Origin of the sequence: Methanocaldococcus fervens AG86 (genome assembly GCF_000023985.1) — an archaeon.
GTDB classification, from domain to species: domain Archaea; phylum AGJL01; class Methanococci; order Methanococcales; family Methanocaldococcaceae; genus Methanocaldococcus; species Methanocaldococcus fervens.
Genome location: NC_013156.1, coordinates 303696 through 329541, shown reverse-complemented (window position 1 = coordinate 329541; position 25846 = coordinate 303696). Strand labels below are relative to the sequence as shown.

Below are 25846 nucleotides of genomic sequence, written 5' to 3'. Positions count from 1 at the left end.
AGAAGTTAAGAATCTATAACTCTTATTATAGCCGTAGGTGGGATAGATGAATATCTCAAAGTTGTTAAAAGATAAAAAGATACTGACCTTAATTATATTTCTTGTGGTATCACTATTTCTAATAGCATTTAAAGGTATTGACTATGGAATTGATTTGAGTGGAGGAACGGTTATTGTTTTAAAAGCAGAGAGACCAATGAATAATGAAGAAATGCAATTAACAGTGGAGATTATCGAAAAAAGGTTAAATGTAAATGGTTTAAGTGACGTAACGGTTTATCCAAGAGGTAACGATGAAATAATTGTAATGGTTCCTAATAGTTCAGACACTGAGAGAATAATTAAAGTTTTAGAGCATCAAGGAGTTTTTGAGGCAAAGATTGATAACATAACGGCATATACTGGAAAAGATGTAAAAATTGTTGAGCCACCAACAAAGATTCCACAGGGGGATAGTTGGGCCTATGGAGTTCCTTTTGAATTAACATTGGAAGGAGCTAAAAAATTTGCAGAAGTCGCTGAAGGTAAGGCATACCATAAAGTTGAGCTCTACATGGATGGAGAATTGATATCAGCTCCCGTACTATCTCCAGAGTTGGCAGACGGAAAACCTCATCCAAAGCAAGTTATCACCGTTGGTAATTATCCTCCAACAAAAGAGGAAATTGATGAAGCCATGGCTATATACTCAGCCCTAAAATCAGGAGCTTTGCCTGTGAAATTGGAAATTGAATACACCTACGCAGTTTCCTCAGAGTTTGGTAAAGAATTTTTAAAAGGAACTGCCACTGCCTTATTGCTGGCGTTTATAGCTGTTGGAGTAATTGTTAGTATAAGGTATAAGCAACCAAAAATAGCAATTCCAATTTTAATAACCTGCCTTTCAGAAATTGTTATTATACTGGGCTTTGCATCTTTAATAGATTGGAAGTTAGATTTACCTTCAATAGCTGGTATTATTGCAGCTGTAGGGACAGGGGTGGATAACCAAATTGTGATAACTGATGAAGCTTTAAAGAGAGGGGCTGGAAAAATAAGGGCAAGTATCAAGAGGGCTTTCTTTATAATATTTGCCTCAGCTGCCACTTCTATAGCTGCCATGTTGCCTTTATTTGTACTCGGTGTTGGAATGTTGAAAGGATTTGCAATAACAACGATAGCAGGAGTTTTAATAGGTATATTTATAACAAGACCTGCGTTTGCAAGAATCGTTGAGGATATGTTTAAAAAATTCTAAAACTTTTTTTATTTTTCTTTTTTTCTTTTCTTATTTTTAATTTTAACAATATATCAAGAAATGTTTTTATAAATTCAAATTATTTTTATTAGAGATAAGTTTATATATTTGGTAATAAAATGAAATGAAAATGTAGTAATTAATGAGGTAATTGAAGATAATGTGGATAATAAGTATTATAATATTGTGAAAAATACGTATTTTTATATTTTAATCTTTAAAACTAAATTCTGTTTGGGAGGGATAAATATGCCAAAAAAAGTTATTGAATTGCCTCCGGCTGATCCAAATATAATCTCTGAGTTAGCCCAATCAGTTGAAAAATTCTCTGTTCTTGCAACTGCCGTCGAACTAAATCTCTTTGATCATTTTAAAAAACCTAAATCAGCTGAAGAAGTAGCTAAAGAACTAAATCTTGATGAAAGGTTAACTAAAAAGGTTTGTAACGCTTTAGTAGCTTCAGGATTTCTAAAAGAAATTAATGGAAAATATTCCCTAACTAAAGCATCAAAGGTATTTCTTCTAAGCGATTCTCCATTTTATCAGGGAAATTTAATAAAACTTTACAAAAAGACAAGAGAAGAGAGATGGAGTAAACTTTTAGAAGCTTTAAAGAACGGACCTTTAGGTTTCCAAGGTAATAATTCCGTATTTAACGAAAGCTTTATACTTGCAATGGCTGAGGGGGCTGTAAGAGGAGATCTACCAAAGACCGTTGAAGTTGTTAAAGAGTTGCCTGAATTTAAAAGAGCAAAGAAGCTTCTTGATTTAGGTGGAGGGCATGGATTGTATGCCTTGGCTTTTAAAGAAATAAATCCAGAACTTGACGCTTATGTGTTTGATTTACCCCATGTGCTTGAAACTACTAAGAAATTCGTTGGAGATAAGGTTAATTTAATACCTGGAGACTTTACAAAAGACGAAATTGGTTCTGGATATGATATAATTTTTGCATCGGATGTTCTTTACAGACCTCATGAGGAATTAACAAAAATACTGAAAAAAGTCCATGCATCCCTTAGCGATGATGGCATCTTAATAACAAAGCATTGGTATATCGATGACTTAAAAGAAGATTCCACAGCAGTGTTCTTTGATTTAATGTTTTCAATACTTGACAAAGTTGATAGAGTTTATTCTACACCTGAATTCTGCGATATTCTCGAATCTTGTGGATTTGAAGTTGTCGATATTGTTGATATTTCAGATACTCACAGCCCTTCAAAAATCATAGTTGCTAAAGTAAGGTGATTTTATGAAAGTAGTAAGATTTGATGAAATGGAGGAATTTAATACTCCAGAAGGTATAATGAAACCGTTATTTGTTTCAGAAAAAATTGCAATCATTCATTTAAAAATTCCTTCTGGTTTAAAGGTTGAACCTCACTCCCATCCAAGGGATGGGATGATGTATTTAATAAAAGGTAGAGTTAAGTTGAACAACCTTGAATTAAACGCCAATGATTTTGCCTATATTCCAGCAAACTTTGAAGTTGGATTGGAATGTGAAGATGAAGCAGAAGCTATCCTCATCTCAGTTAATCCAGAATATAAAAGCTTAGATGAATTGAAATCAATTTTAAGGAGGTTTAAAAATGATTGATGAAGAAATGAAAGAGATTTTAAGGAGGAATGTTGGATACTTTGCAACTTCAACTAAAGAGACTAAGGAACTGTTTGAAAAATTGCTTGGAAAAGTTGAAGTTATATCTCAAGTTAGATGCTCACACGACTATGAGATAACAGATTTAGACCACTATTATGAATTTTTTGGTGGTTTAGCTAAATCTGTTGAGATTTTAAAAGGAGAGAAGCCAGAAATGCTCATAGTAGATTCTACAAAAGAGGTTGTTAAGGTAGAGTCAGTTAAAGATAGCATTGAAAGGGGAACAGTAACAAGAACATTAAATCCAAAATGGATTGAAGAAATGCTTAAACATGGGTTCTTAGGTGTTCAGAAAGTTGCTGATAGGGTTGAGTATCTCTTAGGATTATCAGCTACAACAGGGGCTGTTGATAATTGGGTGTAGGATAAGGTTGCTGAGAGGTTTGTTCTTGATGAAAAGCTGTTTGAAAGAATGAAAAACCTAAATGTTTATGCAACAAAAGAGATTGTTGAGAAGTTAATTGAGGCCAATAAAAGAGGATATTGGAAAGTGGATGAGAATATTTTGGAAGAATTGAAGAAGAAGTATTTAGAATTAGAAGGACTAATTGAAGAAAATGTTGAATTATAAGATTTTTGTTTTTATTTATGTGCTATTAATTTTTATCAACAATACTATTTTATATCATTGTTTTTACATTATATACTATATAATCTTTATCTTTCTATTTATGTATTAATTTAATTATGTCAGAATATCGGTGAAACAATGCTGAATCTCGGCGAATATTTTTTTACCATATTTTTAATGATAATTCCAATATCTGTTAAGGTATTTCTTTTTAAAACTACACTTGAAGATCTTGAAGTTGAAGCATCTTATTTGTGGATATTTGTGGCAATTATTGTCTCAGGTATCATATCATTGGCAGTCTCCTACGGGCTTGTTATGGTTTTAGGATTGTTAGGACTTTTTATAGGAAAGAGTTCAATACTTATTGCAGCAATATTTTTAGGTAGTGGTTTAGGCATGTATATTTATTTTTACATGCTTGGCTGGCTGTTAAGAACTAACGAATGCGTAGTTATCGTTGCAGATATTGTTTCAAATATCTACGCATTGGTGACATTGGGGGCAGTGTTATTAATAATTTCCATGTTTTCTTCAACTACTCCAACCGGTTATGAAATCAATTTCATTGATACACTATATCAAAAATTTTTATTTTAAGATTTTATTTTATTGGGACAATATCTACATGCTCAGGATAACACTCGTGCAATATTTAATAGCTACATTAATCCTTTTTTAGAGTAATAAGCCATATTATCTGCATTTGGGAGCATGTTATCTTAACCTATGCATCTTTGTTTATTAGCATAGTGGTTGGAATAGCTTTTGGCAGTAATATCATTGAAGAGTGAAAAGTTAGCGTTAACAATAATAGGGTTTGCAAACCTTGTTCAGGCAATTCCAAGTTTTGCTGTTGTCGCCCTTGTTGTCCCACTTTTAGGAATTGGATTTACACCTGCTATATTTGCAATATTACTTAGGGCGTTGTTGCCAATAGTTAAAAACACATATGTTGGGCTTAGCGAGGTTGATAATTCCATAATTGATGCTGCAAAAGGTATAGGACTTACAGAGTGGGAGATAATAGGGTATGTAAGGTTTCCACACGCCTATCCTGCAATGTTTGCAGGCATTAAATTTGCAGCAGTATTGGCTAATTCAATAGCAATTCTCACAGCAATAATTGGTTCCGGCGGATTGGGAACACTTGTATTTGAAGGTCTTGCGAGTTTTAACATAGAAAAGGTGTTAGCTGGCTCAATACCTGCAATTATATTGGCTGTATTAATTGATTTAAGCTTCTCATTCATGGAAAAAAGATTATATAAGATTCCGGAATAGTAATTTACTTCTCCCACATATCTATGGCATTGGCAGGACAGACATCTGCACATCTTCCGCACAATATGCATTTATCTTTATTAATCTTAACTTTGTCCCCCTCTTGCTCAATAGCGTTAATAGGACATTCTTCAATACAAACAAAGCATCCAACACACAAATCTTTATTAACTTCAATATCTCTTGTTTTTATAACTTCTCCTATGTCGCTTTCAACCCTTATACATTTTTTTGGGCAGACTTCAGCACAAGCTCCACAACCCATGCATGAATCTAAATTAACATCAATGCTCTTTCTTATAACTACTTTTATAGCATCTGTTGGGCAGTATCTTGCACAAATTCCACACTTAATACATTTACTCTCATCAAGCTCATAATTTTTTAACCTAATTTTTCTATGAGGGATTACTTTATTTTTTATTTCATAATTAACTTCATCGTTATTAATCTCTGCCTTCCCTTCTATAACGTATATAGCTCCAACTGGGCATGTTTGGGCACAAATTTCACATTTAACACATTTATCATGAATTATTTTTGCTGGTTTTTTGATTTTTGCCTTTTCAATAGCATCTACTGGACATTCTTTATAACAGAGATTGCATCTAACACATTTGGTTTCATTAACATATATTAATTTATAGGTTATAGGAGTTATCTTTTGAGCTACTCTGCTAATACACTCTTTATCACCATCTATCTTTGCCAATATTTCATTTAATGGCTTTTTTATCTCAATCAACACAATCACCTTAAAGAAACTGATAAAACTTTTTTAATTAAGAGACCTTGCCGAGCGTAGCGAGGCAATACATGCATAGGGCTTCGCCCTATTGCTATACCCAGAGCGGAGTTGCCTTTGGCAACTCCACTTTAACTAAGAGACATTATGAAGGGCTGAAAAGCCCTTCCTTAATGCATCCGTTTTGATCAATGCACCATAGGACTCACGCCCTATTGGTATACCCATAAGTTTTGATCAACCTTTTCTTAAAAGGTTGTTCGAGCAACCTTTTACTAAAAGGTTGTTGCTAAAGGCTTCATCGCAAGATTATAGCATTTAAAGGGCATATTTCCTCACATCTTCCACAGAGTTCACATTTATTTATGTCAATTCTAATCTTCTCCCCATATTCCTCGATAGCATTAAATGGGCAGTTCCTTAAGCAAACTAAACAAGAGGCACATTTTTCACTCATGTACTCAATAAATTCATATTTATTCACTTCAACAATCTTTGTATCTTCGTTAATTTCGCATCTCAACCTTATTATTACAACGGCATCCGTTGGGCAAACCATTTTACACTTTCCACAAAAAACACATTTTTCCTTCTCTATATTTATGAATAATCCACTCTTATCATAGTTTATTGCATTAACTGGGCAGACTTCAATACATCTTCCACAATTGATGCATTTATCCTCCTTAACAATGATTTCTCTTTTATTTAAAATGATGTTGAATTTAGGGAGTATTTCAATGCCTCTATCTTCTAAATTAAAATGTTTAGCGATTATCTTTTTTATCATAAAGCTCCCTCTTCATTTCCTTTATTCTTCTCCTTTCTTCATGAACTTTCCTCTTTAACTCTTCTTTCATCTTTTTGAGGGATAATTTTTCAATCTCTTCCATAACCTTTCCATATTTTTCAGTAAAGGATATTAAATCTTCTTCAATATTCTCAATTATCTTATCTTCTATTATTCTTCTCTTAACAGCTTCTTTAGCCTCTTCTGGTTTAACTGCCCTTATAGCACCAACAGGACATTCTCTTTCGCACGCTCCACAGGCAACACATAATTCAGGAACAATGTATGGCAATTTTATTTCTTTGCTTATCTTAACTGCATTGACATGGCAGACTTTCTGGCAGATTCTACAACCAATACATAGGTCTTCATCAATAACATAGCAAATGTCTTTTCTTTTTGGGATAATTGGAACATGTGTTCTTATGGCAGTAGTTGGACAAACTTCAATGCATAAACCACATTTCACGCATTCAACAACCTTTTTCTCTTTCAAATCAATCTCTCCTATACATACATCCTTACAAGTCCCACAAGTTATGCATAGACTATCGACTATATGTGGAATCTCTTCAATAACATTTTCTTTAACCTCTAATTTACCAATAATTATTTTATTTTTAATTTCAAAGGCTTTTTCTATTTTTTCTTTTAAAGTTCTCTCATCAAAAACAACTATAGCGTTTTCAATTGGACATGCTTTTATACATTCCTTACATGAAATACATGAAGCTCTATCTATTACATACCTCCCTTCTTTACGCTTAATTACATTAACTGGACAGGCTCTTTCACAATTGCCGCATCTAACACACACTTCCTCATCTATTATTAAATTGGTGTATTTAGGTATATCAAAAAACAACCCCTCTGTCTCAGCCCTATGCTTATCTATCTCCAAAACACCAGTAGGGCAAGCTTCAACACAGTTAGCACATGCAATACATGAACCTTCGTCAATTTTAGGAAGTTTTTTGTTATAACTTTCATTATAAATTAGTTCAATTGCAAAAGCTGGGCAACTCTCTTTACAAGCTTCACAAGATATACACCTCTCAGGAAATTCGACAACTGGAGGAACTTTTCTATACCTCTCCGGTGGTATATAGGAACTTTCCTCAGATTTTGCATCAACAAATTTTTTAATCCACTTTTTCCTTGCAAATTCATAAAGATACCATAACGAAGATGCCATAATAACCACCTGATAATTATCAAAGACGTTATAACATACTAAGAGCCCCTTAATACATCAGAGCATCACTCCAAAGTTCAATGGAATTTCTTTTCCATCTTTTATGGCAACGATACTTCTTTCTGTGCATGAAACACATGGGTCGATACTTGTATAGGCGGAGAGGGCATCAGCTACTGTCGGACAGGTCTTTAGCATGTATTTGTAAGCTTCCAAGTTCATAACTGTAGGTGTTCTAATCATTATTCTCTTTATTATTCCCCCATCGGTAATTTCCATTTTGTATGTTACCTCTCCCCTTGGAGCTTCATTCCTCCACTCCCCTTTTCCTCCTTTAATCTCCGCTCTAACTCTAACATCTCCTGAGCATTCCTCATAATGCTCTAACGCTTCTCTAATCAACCTAATGCTCTCAAAAATCTCTTCATGCCTAACCATCATTCTTGCAAAGTTATCCCCTTCTTCCCTCCATACTGGTTTAAACTTCAATTCTTGATACGTTGGATGCCTTAGCCTCCAATCGCTCTCTGGCAATCCAGAACCTCTACAAACTGGTCCAACAGCCCTTGTCCTCATAATTTTATGATATGGCAATACAGCGATTCCTTTACTTCTTAAGGCTATTAATGGACCTGTTTCAAAAACTTCAATAATATTTTTTATTTCCTCTTCAAAGATATCAAGTTTTTTGTAGATTTCATCCATCATCTCTCTATTTATATCTCTCCTAACCCCACCGATCACGTTGTAGCCCATATTAACTCTATTTCCAGTAATCATTTCCATTAAATCCATAATTATTTCCCTTGCATTTAAAAGCCACATGGCAAGTGTTTCATGTTCAATAGCCAAGTTATAAACTGCAGAAGCAATTAAATGACTATGTATTCTCTCCAACTCACAAGTAACAACTCTTAAATATTTTGCCTTATCTGGAATCTCTATCTTTGATATATTCTCAATACATTCGGCAAATGTCATCGTATGAACGTAAGAGCAGATTCCACAAACTCTTTCAGATAAATAAATTCCTTTATGGCAGTGTTTTCCTTCCATAATTCTCTCTATACCTCTATGCACATAACCCATTTCAATTTCAGCATCAACTGGCTTCTCTCCATCTAAAACAAGTTTAATTCTTAACGGTTCTTTTAATACTGGATGTATAGGACCTATTGGAACTGTTGCCATACTTTCACTCATCCTTATTTTTTAATTTCTTTTCTCTCATTGCTATTGCTTTTGGTGCAACTTTTAATACTGCTTCAATAATCTCAGAAGGTCTTGGAGGGCAACCAGGGATTTTTGCATCTACTGGGATAACTTTATCAACCCCTCCAACAACATGCCCTTCTTTAAAAATTCCTCCACTCAAAGCACAGGCTCCAACAGCAACAACCACTTTTGGTTCAGGTGTTTTTTCATAAATCTCCTTTAATCTCTCCGCCCATTGTAAAGTTACAGGGCCTGTAACCAATAGAACATCTGCCTCTCTTGGATTGTTATGGACATAAATCCCGTACTGCTCAATATCGTACCTTGGAGCTAAGCAGGAGACAATTTCAATATCGCATCCATTGCATCCCCCAGTATTGACAACACACACATGTATTGACCTTTTTCTAATTAGTTCCTTCATCATGGCTATTCCTCCTTTAATAACTTAAGAATCATCTGCCTACCTTCCTCTAAAGCTTCCTTATATGGCTTTTTATACAATAAATGACTCTCAACAACTTTCTTTCTAATTAAATCAGCCTCTTCCTTTTTAATCAATCCAAAGAAATCACTAAGCCAACATAAGCCCAAGTCAATATCCACCTTTCTCCCTAAACAACCCATTCTCGCCTGTTCTGCATAGGCATGTAGCTCATAGCAAGAGGCAAAATCTAATTTTTTGGCGAATATTTCAATCACTTCATCAACATCCAATTTTAATGCCTTAGATATTGGGATAAATACTTCATCCATTAGAAATCTATTGTCTTTAAGAACGTTCATTTTTTGTTTTAGGGAATTTTCGATATATTTTTTGTCAATATCAACGATTTCTGTCATAATCACCACCTTAATACAAGATAAAGTAATAAAGCCACAATTAAACCAACTGCAAACTCAACTCTCCCATATCCTGGTCTCATTCCTAAAGGAAATCCAATCAATAAGCATCCAAGCATGTATAAAGGAGAATTAATCAAAATCCCGCCAAGTATTGCCAAAGCTAAGGCAATTTTATCAATCTTCTTTTCTACATAGGGAGAGGAGTATTTTCTATAGCTGTATTCCAAGCCAATAAAATTCCCAATGATAAACAAGATTATCGCCAAATTTAACTCAAATAATCCCATAATTTCACCATCTACACAGGAATGTATAGCTTATATAACGCATAGGCAAAGAAAACCAAAACTAATAGCATAAATAAAACTTCAAGAGTTTCCATTTTATGAGCTATCTTTTCACTTATCGTTGAGATTGACAATATTAAAATCAATCCAAATATTAAAACTGCTGAAACAACGTTAAGTTGCGTTAAAGTTATTAGTATACAATAAATTACAGCTACAATGCAAGCGATTGTGAATAAATAGATGTAGTTTTTCATTCTATCCCCCTGTTAGTAGTCTGTATAGTACATCACACAATACAAGCCCTGCAATTGTCATTTGGAGCATAACTGAATGGTGAGGAGCTAGTAGAGGAGTTAATCCACTAACAAATGCTAAAATTATTGTCATTATAACCATAACAACCAATGTCAATATTGGGTCGTTTATTACTGAAGGGCCGATAAATACTGCTATAAACAGCCAGAGTAATACAAAGTATGCCAATGCCTCTGCAATGTAGATAATAGAGCCTAACAAACCATAATGCTCTGTCATATATCCACTAACGATATCTTTACCCTTAACTATCCCAAATGGACTGTATGGAGTTTTTGAAACAAGCAATATAAAGAAAGCGAATGCACAAATTGGCATTTTAAATAACAAGCTACCATTCATCTCTTGATAGCTCAATATATCTGAAATTAGAACAGAGTGCGTTGTTAGATATATTGCTGCAACAACGGCAAATAATGGAACTTCTGCAGCTGCTGAGAAGACACTTCTAACCCCACCAAGCTTTCCATAAGGTGATCCAGAAGATAGCCCACAACCGTGTTCAACAATCTTCTGCAATACGTAGATTCCTATGATGATTAGTAAAGATGATTGGAAATCAATAGCTATAATTAATGCAGATAGCCATATAACCACGTCTAATAAAGCTACAAATATATAGAGGGGATTTCCGGCAGTTACTGGAAATGTTATTTCCTTTACATAGAATTTTAAGGTGTGGATAAGATATTGAATGATTGGTGGTCCTGGTCTTCCTTGAATTCTTGCCATTATCTTCCTATGCAACCCAAGCAGTAAAGAGCCAACAAGAAATGCATGAATTGTTAGGTTTATAGTCCCAATAAGTGAAGTTTCCATAATCCTCACCCAGATTTTTATTTAATGAATTTACACCTCCGAGCGTAGCGAGGAGGTGTTATGTTTTGATAAAAGTTTTAGTAAAACTTTCCCTTAATAACCTCTAAATGGTAATTTTCCTGCATCTTTTCTTCTTGTTTTTGGAATTACAAATGCTCCAATCCCATACAATAAAGATGGAACTGCAATAACATACAATATATAGCATATAAGCCCCTTAAGCATAACAATTCCCGCAACACACAGCAAACCAAGAATTAAGGAATAAAGTCCAAATTTTCTCTCTTCATCCATGTTTTCACCATTAAATAGTTAATAGGATCTCAACAGTCCTAACTATTAACAGTAAAGAGGAGAGGTGTATCATCAATATGTATGGCGAGCCAGGAGCTCTAAACATCTCTGCTTTAGCTGCATAGAAAGGAGCTATTCCAGTTTCCCCAGCCATTCCAGCAGCAAATATAATTTTTTCAAACAATAAAGATGTTTGTATTTTTGACAGCTCAAATAATGATAACGTTCCTGTTTTAGCCAACACCATCCCCGCAGAGCCAAACAATGGGAGGGTTGAGATTATTGCTATAAGCCCATATTGATAAGCGGCATTCAAAACCCATTCTCTCTTTACAGCAGAAACAATACCAATATTTGCAATCCCAACCAAGCTTAAGAATAAAGCATAGTCAAACAAATCGTAAGTTAGCATAGCTCCAGCAGTAGCTATTCCACAAACTATAGCCATCATTCTCCTAATTTTTAGCTCATTTAAAGTAACAACTTCCAATTTATCTTCAACTTTAAATTTTTGAGCTTCTAATTGTTTTTCTGGATTCGTTAAATAAACTATGGTTGTGAATACTACAGCAGTGATAAATCCAATAACCGAAAATTCTGAAAAGCTAAATACGATATCTCCAAGAGGAACAATCCCAATAGGAAACCCAGATATTGTTTCAATCATTTACCTCACCTATGTATCCAATAAGTCCTAATTTTGAGCCAACTTTTATAACTAAACCTAAACCTGACATTAATAAGCAGAGAAGCCATTTTTCTGGGAATAAGAAGAAACCTAAAAAGCCAAGAACCCATAAAGCCCATGCAATTCCTGACAATCCTGACATCCCTTCCCATAAGGTCTTTAGCTCCTCTGAAATCTTCAGGCCAGCAACTCTCTGAGATAATGCATAAAACAACAATCCAGTGGCTATAACCGCCCCTCCTGTGAATCCACTTAATATAGCTCCGTAAACAACTAAAACTATTGACAAAAACTTAGGTGAAGTTTTTAAAACCTCCATTTGGATATTATATCTCAATTCTCCAGTGTGTAATGGAAGTTTAAATTCTTCAAACAATTTGTAACTTTTTGGTTTAGGTGTTTTGGATTTTAGATATTTTCTTGTTATTAAAACCTCTGAAACTGCTAAAAGCTCAGCCAAACTAACAACCAATCCAGGAAGAATCAAAGCTTCAGCTAAATCTGTTCCAACACCAGCTATAATTATGAGCATAGCACATTCAATGACATCAGTCAATATTAAAGCATGCAAGTCATCTTTTTGGGAGCTAATTGCCAATAATGACAAAATACCAATGGCAAATCCAACGATTATTGTTGGATTGTAGAAATAACTTATATCCATGTTTCTCACCTAATCCTTATTAAAGAACATCCAGCTGAATATTATAAAGGATATAAGCAGGATGGAGCTTTCAAGGACTGTATCCATACCTCTTGTATAGTATAGAATTTCGTCCAGTATTCCTCCAGGTGTGGAAACTATGGTAGTTCCAAAGTAGTAGGTTTTATCTTTAATCCACTCAGCTATTGGCGTTAAATAAGCTGTTATTTTCCCAAGATTTGGAGAATTTTGTGGATATTGAGCTTTCAACACTGCCGGCTCTTTTAAAGGAACTCCTCCCCTATCATATGGAGCTAAAGGAGTTTTTAGAGTTTGGGAGTGGGGAAGAGGTTTAGGATAAAGTTGATCTGGATTTAGGTTGTGGGGAGTTAGTAACCCAAATATAAAGACTAAAGCTAAGAATAAAGAGAATATCCTTGGAACAATCTCTGGTTTTGATAGATAGTTCCATATTTTACCAATTTTTTTCATTCTTTCCCCCTATCACTCATTTTCTTTATACTCTACATCCAATATAACCGCCCTAATTAAAATTAAGCTCAAAACTGCATTAACTGCAATAAATGTCATCAAAGCTAAAGCTTCATCATAAGCTAAGAATATTAAAGAAACTCCTACTGTTGGTACTTCAACGTTCAGCATTCTAATCAAAGGATTATCAACCCTTGGCCCAATAACAGCCCCAATAGTCCCAATAATTAACAATGCATATCCAATATAGAGGATATATTCAACAAACTCCATAGATATTCACCATTTTTATTTTGAAAGAACTGGAAGATTTCTTCCATATCTTTTCTTTTTCTTTACTGTTGTGATATATTTCAAATACCCAAGCAATAGGATTATGGTGCAAATTGGTTCACATAGGGATGAGATTATAGCTATGTCCAAATAATAAGATGAGATAATCAATCCAATCATCCCAATTTCCAATAAAGCAAACATGATAATTTTATTTATTGGATTTGTATGTACTATAACCCCAATTCCTCCCAATACACAACATATTCCTGCTATTAATGGTAAGATTTCCAATTTTTTCACCCAGATTTTTTCTATCTATTCAATGTCTTTTACCTGCTCTATTGTGTATGCTATTGCATTGGATGATAGGGTTGAGCATATGAAGTAGGTTATAGCTACAATTCCACCCATAGGGCTATTAACATATAAGGCAATCAAAGCAGAGATGCAAAAGCTTAAGCAACAAAGGTAGAGCAGTTTTCTCGCCCTACTTCTTGTTAAGAATATTCTAATTGCCATTAATAATGCTATGGCTCCAATAATTGTCTCAACTATGCCCATCATTCCCCTCTATTCATCTTTTTAGCTATCTTTCCAAGTAGTATGGAGGCATATTTATGGTCAAATCCTTGGATTGTAAATATTGATAAAATCATTCCTGCAATGAAATATTTCGCCTCAATTACTGGACTTAGGAGGTAGATGATTAAGGTTATAGATAAAGCTCCAATAGTTCCTGCATATCCTGGGTCTGCACACAATCTATTTCCTATCCAAACCAGCAAAGCTGCTATAAGCCCTCCTTCAACACCCATTAGGTAGTTCATTATTGAGGCCAATAAAGTCCCTGCTGAAGCATCTGGAGAACAGACGATATTTCCCATAAAGTATCCTCCATGGATATTTCCACCAATATCTCTGACTTTCTCTCCTATAGTCTTAGCTCCCAAAACTCCTGGCTTTTCTGGCAATCCAAAGTAGGTATCAATGAGAACAAAGTTAAGCCAGCAGATAATTCCAGCTACAATAACTTTTATAATCTCAACAATCTCCATTATAGCTCACCAAATAACTTATCAGAATATTTTGATAACAAAGCTCCAAATAATCCAGCAAAGAACGCTAATCCAATATAATCCCCAAATAAATTCCTAAATATTGCTTCAATCCCTAAAGCCAAAACTGGTGTTGGAAATAAGACTGATGTTTTAAAACTAAACCTTATGGGTTTTTCTTTTGGAAGCAGTGGGAGTTTTAAGAGTAAAGCAACAACCATCGAAGTTATTAATGCTGTTATATAAAGCATTATAATGGTCATTTTTTCACCAGCAGTGAATTATAATGCAATCTTTATTTGTTGAATAAATTGGTGGAACTTCCTCTTTTGGAAATACCTGAATGATAACTTTTTTACCCGTCTTTTTCATGAATTTTTTCTCCAATCTTCTAACATCTGAACAATCTAAAAATATTTCAACATGTTTATTATCAAGATGTTTTCCCAAAACTCTTATTTTCCCTCTTGATAGCTCTATACTCTCAACATCTATAACTTTTAGCCTATTTTTCATCTCATTTAGTAGATTTTCTTTACTTATAATTAACACTGGGCAGCCTTCAATCATCCTTAGGTATCTCTTATCACCCTTTTCAATAATCTCATAAACGAAATCTGCAAAAGTATCTTCAAATTTTAATAAAGAGAGTGTATCTAAAAGCTCAATGATCGGGTCTTCAACGTTGTTTGATGAGAAGCATTTCAATAAGCCAAGGGTTACTGCGGTTGCTATAAGCTTGGTCGCTTGCCTTTTACCTTTTTCCAACATACTTAAGTGAGATTGGCTGATTCCACTTTCTTTGGCTAATTTTGACTGAGTAATTTTTAATTTTTCCCGAAATGCTTGGATGTATTGTGGATTTAATAATATTGCTCTTTCAATAATCTCTAATTTTTTATACATGGTCTCACGTTATATGTAGGAAAATATATTCCTCTATTTTTCATAATCAATCATTACATTATCGCCATGGAATAACATTATTCCCTAAGAAATATATAAAAGTTATCCACAAAAAGTAAAGGCAAAAATTTTATATATTAAGTTGATTAAAAGTTCCCTATAGGTGATAGTATGGAAAATGTTCAAAGATTGGACTGTCCTGTATGTGGAGGCAAAGGGACTTTTGTAATAACTACCCATCAAATAGACATTCCTTATTTCGGTCCAGTATTGGGAACAACGATGATTTGCGAAAAATGCAATTTTAGAAAAAGTGATGTCTTTCCATTAGAAGTTAGAGAGCCAAAAAGGTACACATTAAAAATAAAGAGTGAGAGAGATTTAAATAAAAGAGTTGTTAGAAGTTCCTCTGCATATATACAAATTCCTGAGTTGGGTGTAGAGATTAAGCCCGGTCCATTGGCTGAAGGGTTTGTTAGCAACGTTGAGGGAGTTTTAAATAGAGTTGATAATGTATTGCAAACCTTAATCAGATGGGCTGAAACTGAAGAGCAAAAAAAGAGAGCTGAAGAACTTAGGGAAAGGATAGAAAGGATAAAAGACGGTAAAGAAGAAGCAACTTTGATATTAATAGACCCGTTGGGACATAGTGCCATTATTGGAGAGGGGGTTGAGGAAGAGCTGTTAAGTGAAGAAGAAGTTGAAAAATTAAAAGAAGGAATAGTTATTATGGATATAGATAAGGAGAAAAAATAGTGGCTCAGTTCGGGTAAGTTTCATCACATCTCAGCTAACCCTCTTTTCATCATCGCCATATCTTATATAAATTTTTAGGTTTGTTTTATTTAAATTTTCTTTTTTAATTTTATTCTATGCTGATTTTTATAAAACTTAGTTAGCAGTAGTTTTACTATAATTAAAAGACTATATGATTTCCATTCCGTTCCGGTCTGATTTTAACTAAAGATTTTAAGATAAGTGTATCTTTAACACTCATAATATTTATGCTTTTCGTTACCCTATAAGTCGAAGGGCACTTAACCCCATTTATTTATATACCTCCGACCAGGTATAAATTTTGCTTTTTAGAGATAAAAAAGAGTTTTAAAACTTTTATGTTTTAAAATATTATTTTTTATTTGGGAAATTATAATTTAAAAAATAATTAGCTTAAATCTTTAAAAATCTCTATAATTTAATTAATCTAAATACTTAAAATAACTTACCCTTTGAAATTCTTTAAAAATCCTTAAAATCAAAAATAAGTTATAAAAATCATTATTTAAAGAATAAAACTCTTTCAGCGAGATAAACATTATTTTTTAATTGAATTGTAAATGTGTATTAAATCGCTCAAAATAGCTGATGCCGTCTCAATAGGACCAGCACCTCTTCCAACGACAACAACCTCTTTCGCTAAATCAGTTTCAAACATTGCAACGTTTAAAGTTCTTTTTACATTTAACGGGCTGTCTATTGGAACAAGCATTGGCTCAACAATTAAGTATCCGTCTTTAATCTGTCCAATTAATTTTATTGTATATCCTCTTTTATTTGCTAAAAATAGAGCTTCTGGAGTTATTCTTTTTATTCCTTTAACTTTTACATCTTTAATTGTTTTATTCATTCCCATAATTGAATTTGCCAAAATAACAATCTTTGCCGCAGTATCTAAGCCCTCAATATCTTGAGTAGGATCTGTTTCAGCTATCCCTAACTCTTTAGCCTCTTTTAATGCAGTTTCAAAGTCCAATCCTTCTTTCTCCATCTTTGTTAATATATAGTTTGTAGTTCCATTTAAAATTCCCTTTATTGATAAAATTTTATTCCCAGCTAATGTTTCTTTAGCCAAGTTTATTATTGGCATAGCCCCTCCAACTGATGCCTCATGCCTAAAAATAACATTGTATTTTTTTGCCTCCTCTATCAACTCTTTATAGCATAAAGCTAACGGCCCTTTATTAGCTGTTACAACATGTTTTTTATTTTTAAAACTCTCTAATATATGTGTTTTAGCTGGTTCCCCTGTTTCTAAGTTTGATGGTGTTACTTCAACAACAACATCTGCTTCAACATTTCTTATAACATCTATGCTGCTAATTTCTTTCCCTTTCTCAGGATAATTTTTAATCTTCCTTGTTTTTTCTTTAACTTCTATCGCCTTTAATAAATCTAAACCATTTTCATCTACTGCCGCTCCAGAACTGTCGGTTATAGCAACAACCCTGAACTCTTCATAGTTTTTCTCTAAATATTCTTTTTTTTCATGCAGAACCTTAGCAACTCCCTTCCCTATTGCTCCAAATCCAACAATAATTATATCCATCCTCTCACCAACTTTATTTAAAATCTAAATTATTGATTTTACAAATAACAGCCCCTTTTCTTTTTCTAATTCTTCAAATAGGTAAAAAAGCTCATCTATTTTATCTTCATCAATAACAATCCTCATCATTGCTGAAGATTCTTTCTCCGGATGTGGCATAATTAAATCTAAATCCTCAACGAGACCTATTTCATTTATTCTATCTATAGTGTCTCTAACATCCGTATCAACAACGTGCCCTATGACAACAACATCCAAATAAACCTTTTTATCCTTTCCATCAATTTTTTTAATTATTGCCCCTTCTTTTTCCAAATCTTCCAAAAGGTTTTTTAATCTCTCCTTATCATCAACATCAATAACAATTCTTACAGGAACTTTACCTCCTCTTTTTTCCTCTCTTGAATGTATAATGCTTATTATATTGGCTCCATGCTTTGATATTGGTGTTAATACTCTTAACAACTCTCCAGGTTTGTCTTTTAGCTCGATATCTATAGTTATCATCCTTACCACCAAACATCCTTAATACCTAATTTATAGGCGATTATGTTCCCAAGTAAGTGTATAAAAACGGTAAACAGGCATATTATTATTATCATTTCATGAGGTATTGGAGCTACAAGATAACCAAAAACTAAAGCTCCAATAACAAAATCAAGCTGATCCAATAAAGGAGCTGGCTTACCCCTTTCAATATTTAGCCTCCTTTTTATAAAACTACCCATGGCATCGCCAACAATTGCCCCAGTGGATAAAAAGAAAGCCAATATAACATGATCCAAAACAGTGCCATAAAAATCTAAACTATTGAAAACATTGGAATCCACTAAAATACCTTGGATTAGCCCAACTAATGTTCCACAAACAATTCCAAAAACACTCCCCTTATAGGTTACACCATCGCCTATAATTCTCCTTCCATCAACAAAATTTTTTCCTAAATCTAATGGAGTACCTCCACCAAATACGCAAGCTGATGCATTTGCAATATAGGCGGGTAGTATATACCAAAGCGATGCAAACAATAACCTATAAAACATCTATCTCCCCTACATTAATTTAACATTTAATCAGTAAATTATCATCCACGTATATAAAATATTCTCTGTGATACCATGGAATGTTCAATGTGTGTTCATACATCAAAAACAAAAAAGATAATTGAATATGAAGGAAAGCCAATATGTGTAGACTGCCTAACCATGTTAAAATACCCTCCAAATTTTGAAAAAATGAGGGAAGAGGTTGAAGAAATTTTAAAAAATTTAAAAAGGGAGGGAGGAAAATATAACTGCATTTTAGCATTTTCTGGAGGGAAAGATAGTGTTTTGGCACTAAAATTATTAAAAGAGAAATTTAAATTAAACCCATTATGTGTTATGGTTGATAATAAATACATAGCTAAGGAGGCAATAGAAAACGCTCTAAATGTAACTAAATATTACAACGTTGATTTAATGATATTGAATAGAGATTATACTGAACTGTTTGAAGATGCAATAAAAAGAGGAGAAAGTCCTTGCAGGAGATGTTCAAAATTAATATTGAGAGAGGTTTGGAGAATAGCCAAATTGTTGAATTTAAAGTATATAATCACTGGGCATGAGCTGCCATTTGGACATTCAGCAGTGAGGGATATGAAAGAAGGTATAAAGATGATAAGGCTTTTAGCTCCTTACAAATTTAAAGAAGAGGAAAAATACGAAATGCTAAAAGATTTACCTTGGAAAAAACCAAATTTATATGGTTATACGACAAACTGCTTAGTTTTGGGAGTTGCCTTGGAAAAGTTTTATGAAAAATATGATTTTAGCTTTGAGATTGATAGAGTAGCAACACTTGTTAGATTGGGATTATTATCAAAAGAAAAAGCAAAAGAAAAATTAAAAAAACCAAAAGTTCCAAAAGAAGTTTATGAAGAATTAAGAAGGAGGGGGCTAAAAATTTAATTTATTTCAACTTTATTTTAACCAATTTATTTTTTATTCATAAACGAAATCAGACAATTCATTTTTTATTTCTTCTATACTTGTGTTATCCTCTATTGTTGACAAATCACCTAAATCCTCTCCTAATATGAGTTTTTTTAACACTCTCCTCATAATCTTTCCACTTCTTGTTTTTGGAAGCTTATTAACGAAGAAAATCATAGTAGGGGCTGCAACAGGTCCTAAAGTATCTCTAACATATTTTATAATTTGTTCTTTCGCCTCTTTCTTATCATCTATTTCCTTTCTTGGAATCACAAACGCAACAGGAACCTCTCCTTTTATTTCATCAGGTTTACCTATAACTGCAGCTTCAGCAACCAATGGATGTGAAACGAGGACGTGCTCAAGCTCTGCTGTTCCTATCCTATGCCCTGCTACATTTAAAACCTCATCAGCCCTTCCAAGTATCCAGAAATAGCCATCCTCATCTTTAATGGCATAATCTGATGGACAGTAACAATTTTTTATCCTCTCCCAGTATGCCTTTCTATACCTTACATCATTCTTCCACAATCCCAATAGCATCCCTGGCCATGGATTTTTAATAACTAACAATCCCTTTTTGTTTGGAGGTAAGCTGTTTCCATTTTCATCTACAACATCTGCATCTATCCCAATTCCTGGAAATGTTGCTGAACCCGGCTTTAATGGGATGTTTTGAATACCCAATGGTGGATAGATTATATGTCCTCCAGTTTCTGTCTGCCAATAACAATCTGCAATAGGGCATCTCTTCTGTCCTACAACCTCATAATACCACTCCCAAGCTTTTGGATTTATTGGTTCTCCAACACTTCCTAACATCCTCAAAGTAGATAGGTCGTGAGACTTCACCCATTCTTCACCATACTTCATTAGCATCCTTATGGCTGTTGGAGCAGTGTATAATATAGTTACTCCATGATTTTCTATAATCTCCCAGATTCTTCCAGGATTTGGATAATCTATCGCCCCTTCATATATTACAGTTGTTGTTCCTAAGCTTAGAGGGGCATAAACAACGTAGCTATGCCCGGTAATCCATCCAATATCTGCAGTACACCAGAACACATCCATATCGTTAATTCCCCAAGTCCATTCCATCGTTTTTGTAACATAAACCAAATATCCTCCAGTAGAATGCACAACCCCTTTTGGTTTTCCAGTAGTTCCACTTGTGTATAATATGAATAGGGGATGATTTGACTCAACAGATACTGGTTTTACATACTTCTTTGCACCTTTCATTAATTCATCCCAAAGGTAATCTCTTCCTTCCTTAAGTTTTATATCGTTGTCTTTATCCCTATGGACATAAACAACGTAGTTTATTGAAGGACAATCTAAGAGGGATTTATCTACGATATTTTTTAGATTTATCTTCTTTCCTCTCCTATAAAGTATGTCTGCAGTGATTAAAACCTCTGCTCCAGCATCGTTTATTCTCTCTGCAAGTGCATCTGATGAAAAACCAGAGAATACTACTGTATGAATTGCCCCAATTCTTGCACATGCCAACATCGCTATTACAGCCTCTGGAATCATTGGGAGGTAGATAGCTACCCTGTCCCCTTTATCTACTCCCAAATTCTGTAAAACATTTGCAAACTTATTCACTTCTCTATAAAGTTCATAGTAAGTTAATGTCCTACAATCTCCATTTTCGTTTTCCCATATTATTGCAGCTTTATTCCTCCTACTTCCTTTTATATGCCTATCTACACAGTTGTAACTTGCATTTAATTTTCCATTTACAAACCACCTGGCATAAGGAGGATTCCATTCTAAAACTTTATCCCAAGTTTTATCCCAATCTAAGCATTTTGCTTGCTCACCCCAAAATTTCTCAGGATTTTTTAAAGATTCTTCTCTCATTTTGTTGAATTTTTCAAGAGGTATGTATTTATCTCCAAACTTCATACTAACACCAAACTTTGTTAATAATCTATCATGATTGATCATGATAATTTACATGTAATATCTTAGATGTCATTATATTAATATTTTTCGGTTTTTGTAAAAATGTATATCGTCAAACAACGAAATGCATATTTATATATTTATAATGGCAACTACTCATAAAAATTAAAAATCTAATTATAGTTCTTTTCAAAACTTAATAAAATTTATTAAGGAAGTTTGAACTCCTTCCATTATGAAGGAGTTCATCAATACATTATGTATTCTAAAATATTTTGAAAGAACTATAAACGAGGGATAGTGTGGATATAATAGCAATAAATGAAAACGGATTTTTGGATAAAATTAAAGGAAAAAATCCATTATTTACCTGTGTAATTTCATCAATAGAGACAACAACTTACATACCAATATCTGGAGTTCATAGGGATGTTATCAAATATACTCCCGCTGCAGATGTTGAACTCGTCTTTTGTGGAAAATCTTTAAGTTTAAAAACTCCACCAATAGATGCCACTGGCTCACCAAGTCCTGCAACAATAACAAGGGCGTGTGTTGAATTAAAAAATATAAAAAATTTACATATTGATGCTGGAGCTTTTGTTAAGCCAAAGATTCCCTTTATAGAGGTTGATGAAAAGCCTACTGGGAAGATAGAGGAAGGTAAAGCTATGGATAACTCAAAAGAATTATTTGAGAAAGCTTATTTATTAGGGAAAAATCTTAATGCAGATATGTTGATTGTTGGGGAAAGCGTTCCTGGAGGTACTACAACAGCGTTAGGTGTTTTAATTGGCTTAGGTTATGATGCTGAGGGAAAGGTTAGCTCTGGCTCTATAGAGAACCCGCATGAATTAAAGATAAAGGTTGTTAGGGAAGGTTTAAAGAAAGCAAAAATAAACGAAAATTCTTCAGTATTTGATGTTTTAAATGCTGTTGGAGATAAGATGATGCCAGTTGCTGCTGGTTTGGCAATAAGCTTTGCTGAAGAAAATAAAGCTGTTATCTTAGCCGGAGGAACTCAGATGAGTGCTGTTTTAGCAGTCATAAAAGAGATTGATAAAGATATTTTAAATAAAAATTTAATAGCCATTGGAACCACTGAATTTGTTTTAAATGATAAAAAAGGAGATTTAAAAGGGATTATTGAGCAGATTGGAGATATTCCAATATTAGCGTCTAAGTTTTACTTTGAAGATGCAAAGATTGAAGGATTGAGGAATTACTGTAAAGGTTCAGTAAAAGAAGGAGTGGGAGCTGGAGGGATAGCGGTTTATTGCATAGCCAATAATTTAAATCCAATAAAAATAAGGGAGTTTATAGAGAATAAGTTTGATGAATGGTATAAAAAACCTTAAATTAATCCTAACGCATCCTCAATCATTAAAAGCTCTGGACCAGTTGTGTCTCCTCCAACTACAGCTCCCTTAGAGTTTGCTATAATACATGCTCCAACTGAAGTGGTTCCTTTATTTGCTGTCCCTTTGCCAATATATTCCACTTTAAACAAGCTTTTTAAAAATTCAAGCTCTTCATCTTCAACTAATGGATGGGTTAAACAACCTTTATTTGTTACAACGGCATTACTTCCAACGGTTGGAAGTTCAGCAATAGTGCCAACTTCAACCTCAACATTTAAAGCATCTTCAATCTCTTTTTTGAAGTCTTTTAATTCTACGGAAATTAAACTTCCTTTATCGTTTGTTAATATTAAGTTACCTAAAGCCGTGTTTTTTGATTTTATAATTTCTATAGTTAAATCAAAATCATTTTCTTTTAAAAAATTCTTTATCTTCTTTAGTTCTTCATCTTCAACAATTTTTGGTAATAAAAGCCCATATTTATTTGCAACTGATAAAGAGCCTATTAGAGAGCTACCTCCAATATTGATTTGGAGGCATTTAGTACCTAAAACTTCAGAAACTTCATCAACATCATTTTTTTCAAGAAAAATTGGTAATAGAGTGAAATCCTCGGTTGTAGTAGCCAATACACCAATTGTAGGGATTCCTGAAAAGTATTTTCTTATAATCATAGCCATCACATGTTAGATTTAAATTATTTACTCTGCAAGTGTTGCTATAACAACATTTCCTTCTTTAACTGCTTTAACTCTGACTCTTGCAGGTGGTTTTTGAATTCCTCTTGCCCAAATTTTTTCATTTAACTCGTTGTCTATCTTAACGACATCTGCCTTCATGTGTCTCATTAAAAATTGCTTTATTTTCCTTATAGCTCTTGGAGCTCTTTTGTTTCTAACTGATTTGTTTATAACATCCCTCAATGGAATTGTATATATTCTTTCTTCCATTATCCACACCTCCAAAATAATTAAGCAATAAAAATATTCTTACCTTAGAGATATTGAAATGAATATTTAAAGATTACGGTGATTTAGTATTGGTAATTTTTTATAAAATATAATGATTTGGTAGATTTAAAGACACCAAAGCTTAGTGGTAATTATTATATACTCTTTTTTAAAAATTTAATATTATCTAACCTACCAGGTGAAATAGATGATTAAAAAAGAAGAAATTTTAGAGATTTTTGACAAATACAACAAAGATGAGATAACAATAGCAACGTTGGGGAGCCACACATCCCTACATATTTTAAAAGGAGCAAAGTTAGAAGGCTTTTCTACTGTTTGTATAACTATGAAAGGGAGGGATGTCCCATACAAGAGGTTCAAAGTTGCTGACAAATTTATATATGTTGATAACTTTTCTGATATAAAAAATGAAGAGATTCAAGAGAAATTGAGGGAATTAAATGCTATAGTGGTTCCACATGGCTCTTTTATCGCTTATTGTGGTTTAGATAACGTTGAAAACAATTTTTTAGTTCCAATGTTTGGAAATAGGGCAATATTAAGATGGGAGTCAGAAAGAAGTTTAGAAGGGAAATTGTTGAGAGAGGCAGGGGTAAGAGTTCCTAAGAAGTATGAAAGCCCAGAGGATATTGATGGAACAGTTATAGTTAAATTCCCGGGGGCAAGAGGAGGTAGAGGTTATTTCATAGCCTCATCAACAGAAGAGTTTTATAAAAAGGCGGAGGAGTTGAAAAATAGGGGAATATTGAGTGATGAAGATATAGCTAACGCACATATTGAAGAATATGTAGTTGGAACAAACTTCTGTATCCATTACTTCTACTCCCCATTAAAGGATGAAGTTGAGTTATTGGGGATGGATAAAAGATACGAGAGTAATATAGATGGTTTAGTTAGGATTCCAGCAAAAGACCAGTTAGAGATGGATATAAATCCAAGCTATGTTATCACAGGAAACATTCCAGTTGTTATTAGAGAGAGTTTATTACCACAAGTGTTTGATATTGGAGATAAATTGGTTGCAAAGGCAAAAGAGCTAGTTCCTCCAGGAATGATTGGGCCGTTCTGTCTACAAACATTATGCAATGAAAACCTCGAACTGGTTGTTTTTGAGATGAGTGCAAGAGTTGATGGAGGAACAAACAGCTTTATGAATGGTAGCCCTTACTCATTCCTATACAACGCTGAGCCATTGAGCATGGGACAAAGAATAGCGAGAGAGATAAAGATGGCTCTACAATTGGATATGATTGATAAAGTTATTTCATAAATCTTTTATACTATTTTTGTTTTAGTTGTTGTATTAATTTAAACAGCGTTTTTTAAATTTAAATAAATTTAAACATTTGGTGATAATTATGGATAAAAAATCTAAATTAATAAAACTACTTAGAGATATTGGATGTATAAAATTTGGAGAGTTTATTTTAGCTTCTGGTAAAAAGAGCAACTATTACATAGATATAAAGAAAGCTACGACAAATCCAGAGATTTTAAAGTTAGTTGGGGAAATGATTGCTGAGCAAATAAGGGATGAAGATGTAAAAGTTGCTGGTGTTGAACTCGGTTCTGTTCCAATAGCAACTGCCGTTTCAATTATTGCACAAAAGCCTTTGTTGATTGTTAGAAAAAAACCAAAGGATTATGGAACTAAAAATAAAATAGAAGGGGAATTAAAAGAAGGAGATAGGGTAGTTATTGTAGAGGATGTTACTACAACTGGAGGTAGTGTTTTGAAGGCAGTTAATGAGATTAGAGAAAATGGTGGGATTGTTGATAAGGTTTTTGTTGTTGTAGATAGGTTAGAGGGTGCTAAAGAAAATTTGGAGAAGGAGAATGTTAAATTAATTCCATTGGTTACAGTTGATGAATTACGCTCCGCTTAATGAAATTAAGTTATTTTTACAACTAAAGTTATAACCTCCCAATAAATCCAAAAACTTCTTAGCCATGGGAGGAAACCTC

The 25846-nt window shown here is 33.6% G+C and carries 34 protein-coding genes and 2 pseudogenes; 11 read left to right on the top strand and 25 right to left on the bottom strand.

Features of this window, described 5'->3' with window-relative positions; all coding sequences use genetic code 11:
• Nucleotides 1–46: 46 nt before the first annotated feature.
• The 6 genes and pseudogenes from MEFER_RS01700 to MEFER_RS01675 all read left to right on the top strand — a co-directional run bounded on the left by MEFER_RS01700 (nucleotide 47) and on the right by MEFER_RS01675 (nucleotide 4758).
• Nucleotides 47–1237 (top strand): preprotein translocase subunit SecD, encoded by a 1191-nt coding sequence (locus MEFER_RS01700; protein WP_015790917.1) that lies wholly within the window; start codon nucleotides 47–49, stop codon nucleotides 1235–1237.
• 249 nt (nucleotides 1238–1486) lie between these two features.
• Nucleotides 1487–2488, top strand: coding sequence for a methyltransferase (locus MEFER_RS01695; RefSeq protein WP_015790916.1), 1002 nt, complete (start codon nucleotides 1487–1489; stop codon nucleotides 2486–2488).
• Between the two features lie 4 nt (nucleotides 2489–2492).
• Nucleotides 2493–2840: a hypothetical protein gene (locus MEFER_RS01690; protein ID WP_015790915.1), complete on the top strand. Its 348-nt coding sequence runs from the start codon at nucleotides 2493–2495 to the stop codon at nucleotides 2838–2840.
• A pseudogene (locus MEFER_RS01685) lies at nucleotides 2833–3474 on the top strand (cobaltochelatase subunit CobN). The gene MEFER_RS01690 and the pseudogene MEFER_RS01685 overlap by 8 nt, the downstream one beginning before the upstream one ends.
• A 138-nt stretch (nucleotides 3475–3612) precedes the next feature.
• Complete coding sequence (locus tag MEFER_RS01680) at nucleotides 3613–4074, top strand: hypothetical protein (RefSeq protein ID WP_048056273.1); 462 nt, start codon at nucleotides 3613–3615, stop codon at nucleotides 4072–4074.
• A gap of 86 nt (nucleotides 4075–4160) precedes the next feature.
• Nucleotides 4161–4758, top strand: a pseudogene (locus MEFER_RS01675) (ABC transporter permease).
• 4 nt (nucleotides 4759–4762) lie between these two features.
• Here MEFER_RS01675 and MEFER_RS01670 read toward each other — a convergent pair.
• The 19 genes from MEFER_RS01670 to MEFER_RS01580 all read right to left on the bottom strand — a co-directional run bounded on the left by MEFER_RS01670 (nucleotide 4763) and on the right by MEFER_RS01580 (nucleotide 15327).
• Nucleotides 4763–5512 (bottom strand): 4Fe-4S binding protein, encoded by a 750-nt coding sequence (locus MEFER_RS01670; RefSeq protein ID WP_048056272.1) that lies wholly within the window; start codon nucleotides 5510–5512, stop codon nucleotides 4763–4765.
• A gap of 289 nt (nucleotides 5513–5801) precedes the next feature.
• Complete coding sequence (locus tag MEFER_RS01665) at nucleotides 5802–6293, bottom strand: 4Fe-4S binding protein (protein ID WP_015790911.1); 492 nt, start codon at nucleotides 6291–6293, stop codon at nucleotides 5802–5804.
• Nucleotides 6271–7488: a 4Fe-4S binding protein gene (locus MEFER_RS01660; protein WP_015790910.1), complete on the bottom strand. Its 1218-nt coding sequence runs from the start codon at nucleotides 7486–7488 to the stop codon at nucleotides 6271–6273. Before MEFER_RS01660 ends, MEFER_RS01665 begins: the two co-directional genes overlap by 23 nt.
• 57 nt (nucleotides 7489–7545) lie before the next feature.
• Nucleotides 7546–8679 carry a hydrogenase large subunit gene (locus MEFER_RS01655; protein WP_015790909.1) on the bottom strand — a complete coding sequence of 378 codons (1134 nt, stop codon included), beginning with the start codon at nucleotides 8677–8679 and terminating at the stop codon, nucleotides 7546–7548.
• Between the two features lie 4 nt (nucleotides 8680–8683).
• Nucleotides 8684–9130 (bottom strand): NADH-quinone oxidoreductase subunit B family protein, encoded by a 447-nt coding sequence (locus MEFER_RS01650; RefSeq protein WP_015790908.1) that lies wholly within the window; start codon nucleotides 9128–9130, stop codon nucleotides 8684–8686.
• 2 nt (nucleotides 9131–9132) lie between these two features.
• Entirely contained in the window at nucleotides 9133–9546 is a 414-nt protein-coding gene (locus MEFER_RS01645) for a DUF1959 family protein (RefSeq protein ID WP_015790907.1), read from the bottom strand.
• 2 nt (nucleotides 9547–9548) lie between these two features.
• Nucleotides 9549–9836 (bottom strand): DUF2104 domain-containing protein, encoded by a 288-nt coding sequence (locus MEFER_RS01640; protein ID WP_015790906.1) that lies wholly within the window; start codon nucleotides 9834–9836, stop codon nucleotides 9549–9551.
• 11 nt (nucleotides 9837–9847) lie between these two features.
• Nucleotides 9848–10093: a hypothetical protein gene (locus MEFER_RS01635; protein ID WP_015790905.1), complete on the bottom strand. Its 246-nt coding sequence runs from the start codon at nucleotides 10091–10093 to the stop codon at nucleotides 9848–9850.
• Nucleotide 10094: 1 nt separating this feature from the next.
• Nucleotides 10095–10973, bottom strand: a complete 879-nt coding sequence (locus MEFER_RS01630; protein WP_015790904.1) for a respiratory chain complex I subunit 1 family protein — start codon at nucleotides 10971–10973, stop codon at nucleotides 10095–10097.
• A 93-nt stretch (nucleotides 10974–11066) separates the two neighbouring features.
• Nucleotides 11067–11267: a hypothetical protein gene (locus tag MEFER_RS01625; RefSeq protein ID WP_015790903.1), complete on the bottom strand. Its 201-nt coding sequence runs from the start codon at nucleotides 11265–11267 to the stop codon at nucleotides 11067–11069.
• 10 nt (nucleotides 11268–11277) lie between these two features.
• The gene (locus MEFER_RS01620) at nucleotides 11278–11934 is read right to left on the bottom strand and encodes a membrane protein (protein WP_015790902.1); all 657 of its coding nucleotides are present in this window, start codon (nucleotides 11932–11934) and stop codon (nucleotides 11278–11280) included.
• Entirely contained in the window at nucleotides 11927–12619 is a 693-nt protein-coding gene (locus tag MEFER_RS01615) for an EhaG family protein (protein WP_015790901.1), read from the bottom strand. The genes MEFER_RS01620 and MEFER_RS01615 overlap by 8 nt, the downstream gene beginning before the upstream one ends.
• Nucleotides 12620–12628: 9 nt before the next feature.
• Nucleotides 12629–13090: an EhaF family protein gene (locus MEFER_RS01610; RefSeq protein WP_015790900.1), complete on the bottom strand. Its 462-nt coding sequence runs from the start codon at nucleotides 13088–13090 to the stop codon at nucleotides 12629–12631.
• A 12-nt stretch (nucleotides 13091–13102) separates the two neighbouring features.
• Nucleotides 13103–13363: an EhaE family protein gene (locus MEFER_RS01605; RefSeq protein WP_015790899.1), complete on the bottom strand. Its 261-nt coding sequence runs from the start codon at nucleotides 13361–13363 to the stop codon at nucleotides 13103–13105.
• A 15-nt stretch (nucleotides 13364–13378) separates the two neighbouring features.
• On the bottom strand, nucleotides 13379–13657 hold the full coding sequence (locus tag MEFER_RS01600) for a DUF2108 domain-containing protein (RefSeq protein WP_048056271.1): 279 nt from the start codon (nucleotides 13655–13657) through the stop codon (nucleotides 13379–13381).
• Between the two features lie 24 nt (nucleotides 13658–13681).
• A complete protein-coding gene (locus MEFER_RS01595; RefSeq protein WP_015790897.1) occupies nucleotides 13682–13927 on the bottom strand; it encodes a DUF2109 domain-containing protein in 246 nt (81 codons plus the stop codon).
• Nucleotides 13927–14421 (bottom strand): hypothetical protein, encoded by a 495-nt coding sequence (locus MEFER_RS01590; RefSeq protein ID WP_015790896.1) that lies wholly within the window; start codon nucleotides 14419–14421, stop codon nucleotides 13927–13929. Before MEFER_RS01590 ends, MEFER_RS01595 begins: the two co-directional genes overlap by 1 nt.
• On the bottom strand, nucleotides 14421–14684 hold the full coding sequence (gene ehaA, locus MEFER_RS01585; protein WP_015790895.1) for an energy-converting NiFe hydrogenase A subunit EhaA: 264 nt from the start codon (nucleotides 14682–14684) through the stop codon (nucleotides 14421–14423). Before ehaA ends, MEFER_RS01590 begins: the two co-directional genes overlap by 1 nt.
• 4 nt (nucleotides 14685–14688) lie before the next feature.
• Nucleotides 14689–15327: a helix-turn-helix domain-containing protein gene (locus MEFER_RS01580; protein ID WP_015790894.1), complete on the bottom strand. Its 639-nt coding sequence runs from the start codon at nucleotides 15325–15327 to the stop codon at nucleotides 14689–14691.
• A 171-nt stretch (nucleotides 15328–15498) separates the two neighbouring features.
• On the opposite strand from MEFER_RS01580, the gene MEFER_RS01575 reads away from it, so the two are divergent.
• The gene (locus tag MEFER_RS01575; RefSeq protein WP_015790893.1) at nucleotides 15499–16083 is read left to right on the top strand and encodes a ZPR1 zinc finger domain-containing protein; all 585 of its coding nucleotides are present in this window, start codon (nucleotides 15499–15501) and stop codon (nucleotides 16081–16083) included.
• Nucleotides 16084–16642: 559 nt separating this feature from the next.
• On the opposite strand, the gene MEFER_RS01570 is transcribed toward MEFER_RS01575, so the two are convergent.
• Genes MEFER_RS01570 through MEFER_RS01560 form a run of 3 tightly spaced genes read right to left on the bottom strand, consistent with a single transcriptional unit; the run spans nucleotide 16643 to nucleotide 18696 of the window.
• On the bottom strand, nucleotides 16643–17653 hold the full coding sequence (locus MEFER_RS01570; RefSeq protein WP_015790892.1) for a homoserine dehydrogenase: 1011 nt from the start codon (nucleotides 17651–17653) through the stop codon (nucleotides 16643–16645).
• A 24-nt stretch (nucleotides 17654–17677) separates the two neighbouring features.
• Nucleotides 17678–18160, bottom strand: a complete 483-nt coding sequence (locus MEFER_RS01565) for an ACT domain-containing protein (protein WP_015790891.1) — start codon at nucleotides 18158–18160, stop codon at nucleotides 17678–17680.
• A 2-nt stretch (nucleotides 18161–18162) separates the two neighbouring features.
• Nucleotides 18163–18696, bottom strand: coding sequence for a CDP-2,3-bis-(O-geranylgeranyl)-sn-glycerol synthase (locus MEFER_RS01560; RefSeq protein WP_015790890.1), 534 nt, complete (start codon nucleotides 18694–18696; stop codon nucleotides 18163–18165).
• Nucleotides 18697–18771: 75 nt separating this feature from the next.
• Between MEFER_RS01560 and MEFER_RS01555 the strand changes: the two genes are divergently transcribed.
• The gene (locus MEFER_RS01555) at nucleotides 18772–19605 is read left to right on the top strand and encodes a phosphoadenosine phosphosulfate reductase domain-containing protein (RefSeq protein WP_048056270.1); all 834 of its coding nucleotides are present in this window, start codon (nucleotides 18772–18774) and stop codon (nucleotides 19603–19605) included.
• 33 nt (nucleotides 19606–19638) lie between these two features.
• Here MEFER_RS01555 and acs read toward each other — a convergent pair whose 3' ends face one another.
• Complete coding sequence (gene acs, locus MEFER_RS01550; protein WP_048056269.1) at nucleotides 19639–21546, bottom strand: acetate--CoA ligase; 1908 nt, start codon at nucleotides 21544–21546, stop codon at nucleotides 19639–19641.
• 302 nt (nucleotides 21547–21848) lie between these two features.
• Between acs and cobT the strand changes: the two genes are divergently transcribed.
• Entirely contained in the window at nucleotides 21849–22904 is a 1056-nt protein-coding gene (gene cobT / locus MEFER_RS01545; protein ID WP_015790887.1) for a nicotinate mononucleotide-dependent phosphoribosyltransferase CobT, read from the top strand.
• Here the strand turns inward: cobT and MEFER_RS01540 are convergent.
• Together MEFER_RS01540 and MEFER_RS01535 are read right to left on the bottom strand one after the other, a co-directional pair.
• Nucleotides 22901–23581: a translation initiation factor IF-6 gene (locus MEFER_RS01540; protein WP_048056268.1), complete on the bottom strand. Its 681-nt coding sequence runs from the start codon at nucleotides 23579–23581 to the stop codon at nucleotides 22901–22903. The two genes, cobT and MEFER_RS01540, sit on opposite strands and share 4 nt — an antisense overlap.
• A gap of 27 nt (nucleotides 23582–23608) precedes the next feature.
• Nucleotides 23609–23860, bottom strand: a complete 252-nt coding sequence (locus MEFER_RS01535) for a 50S ribosomal protein L31e (protein WP_211204176.1) — start codon at nucleotides 23858–23860, stop codon at nucleotides 23609–23611.
• Between the two features lie 205 nt (nucleotides 23861–24065).
• Between MEFER_RS01535 and MEFER_RS01530 the strand changes: the two genes are divergently transcribed.
• Nucleotides 24066–25151, top strand: a complete 1086-nt coding sequence (locus MEFER_RS01530) for a formate--phosphoribosylaminoimidazolecarboxamide ligase (protein ID WP_015790884.1) — start codon at nucleotides 24066–24068, stop codon at nucleotides 25149–25151.
• Between the two features lie 88 nt (nucleotides 25152–25239).
• Nucleotides 25240–25767 carry an orotate phosphoribosyltransferase gene (pyrE, locus tag MEFER_RS01525; RefSeq protein ID WP_015790883.1) on the top strand — a complete coding sequence of 176 codons (528 nt, stop codon included), beginning with the start codon at nucleotides 25240–25242 and terminating at the stop codon, nucleotides 25765–25767.
• The last annotated feature ends 79 nt before the right edge of the window (nucleotides 25768–25846 follow it).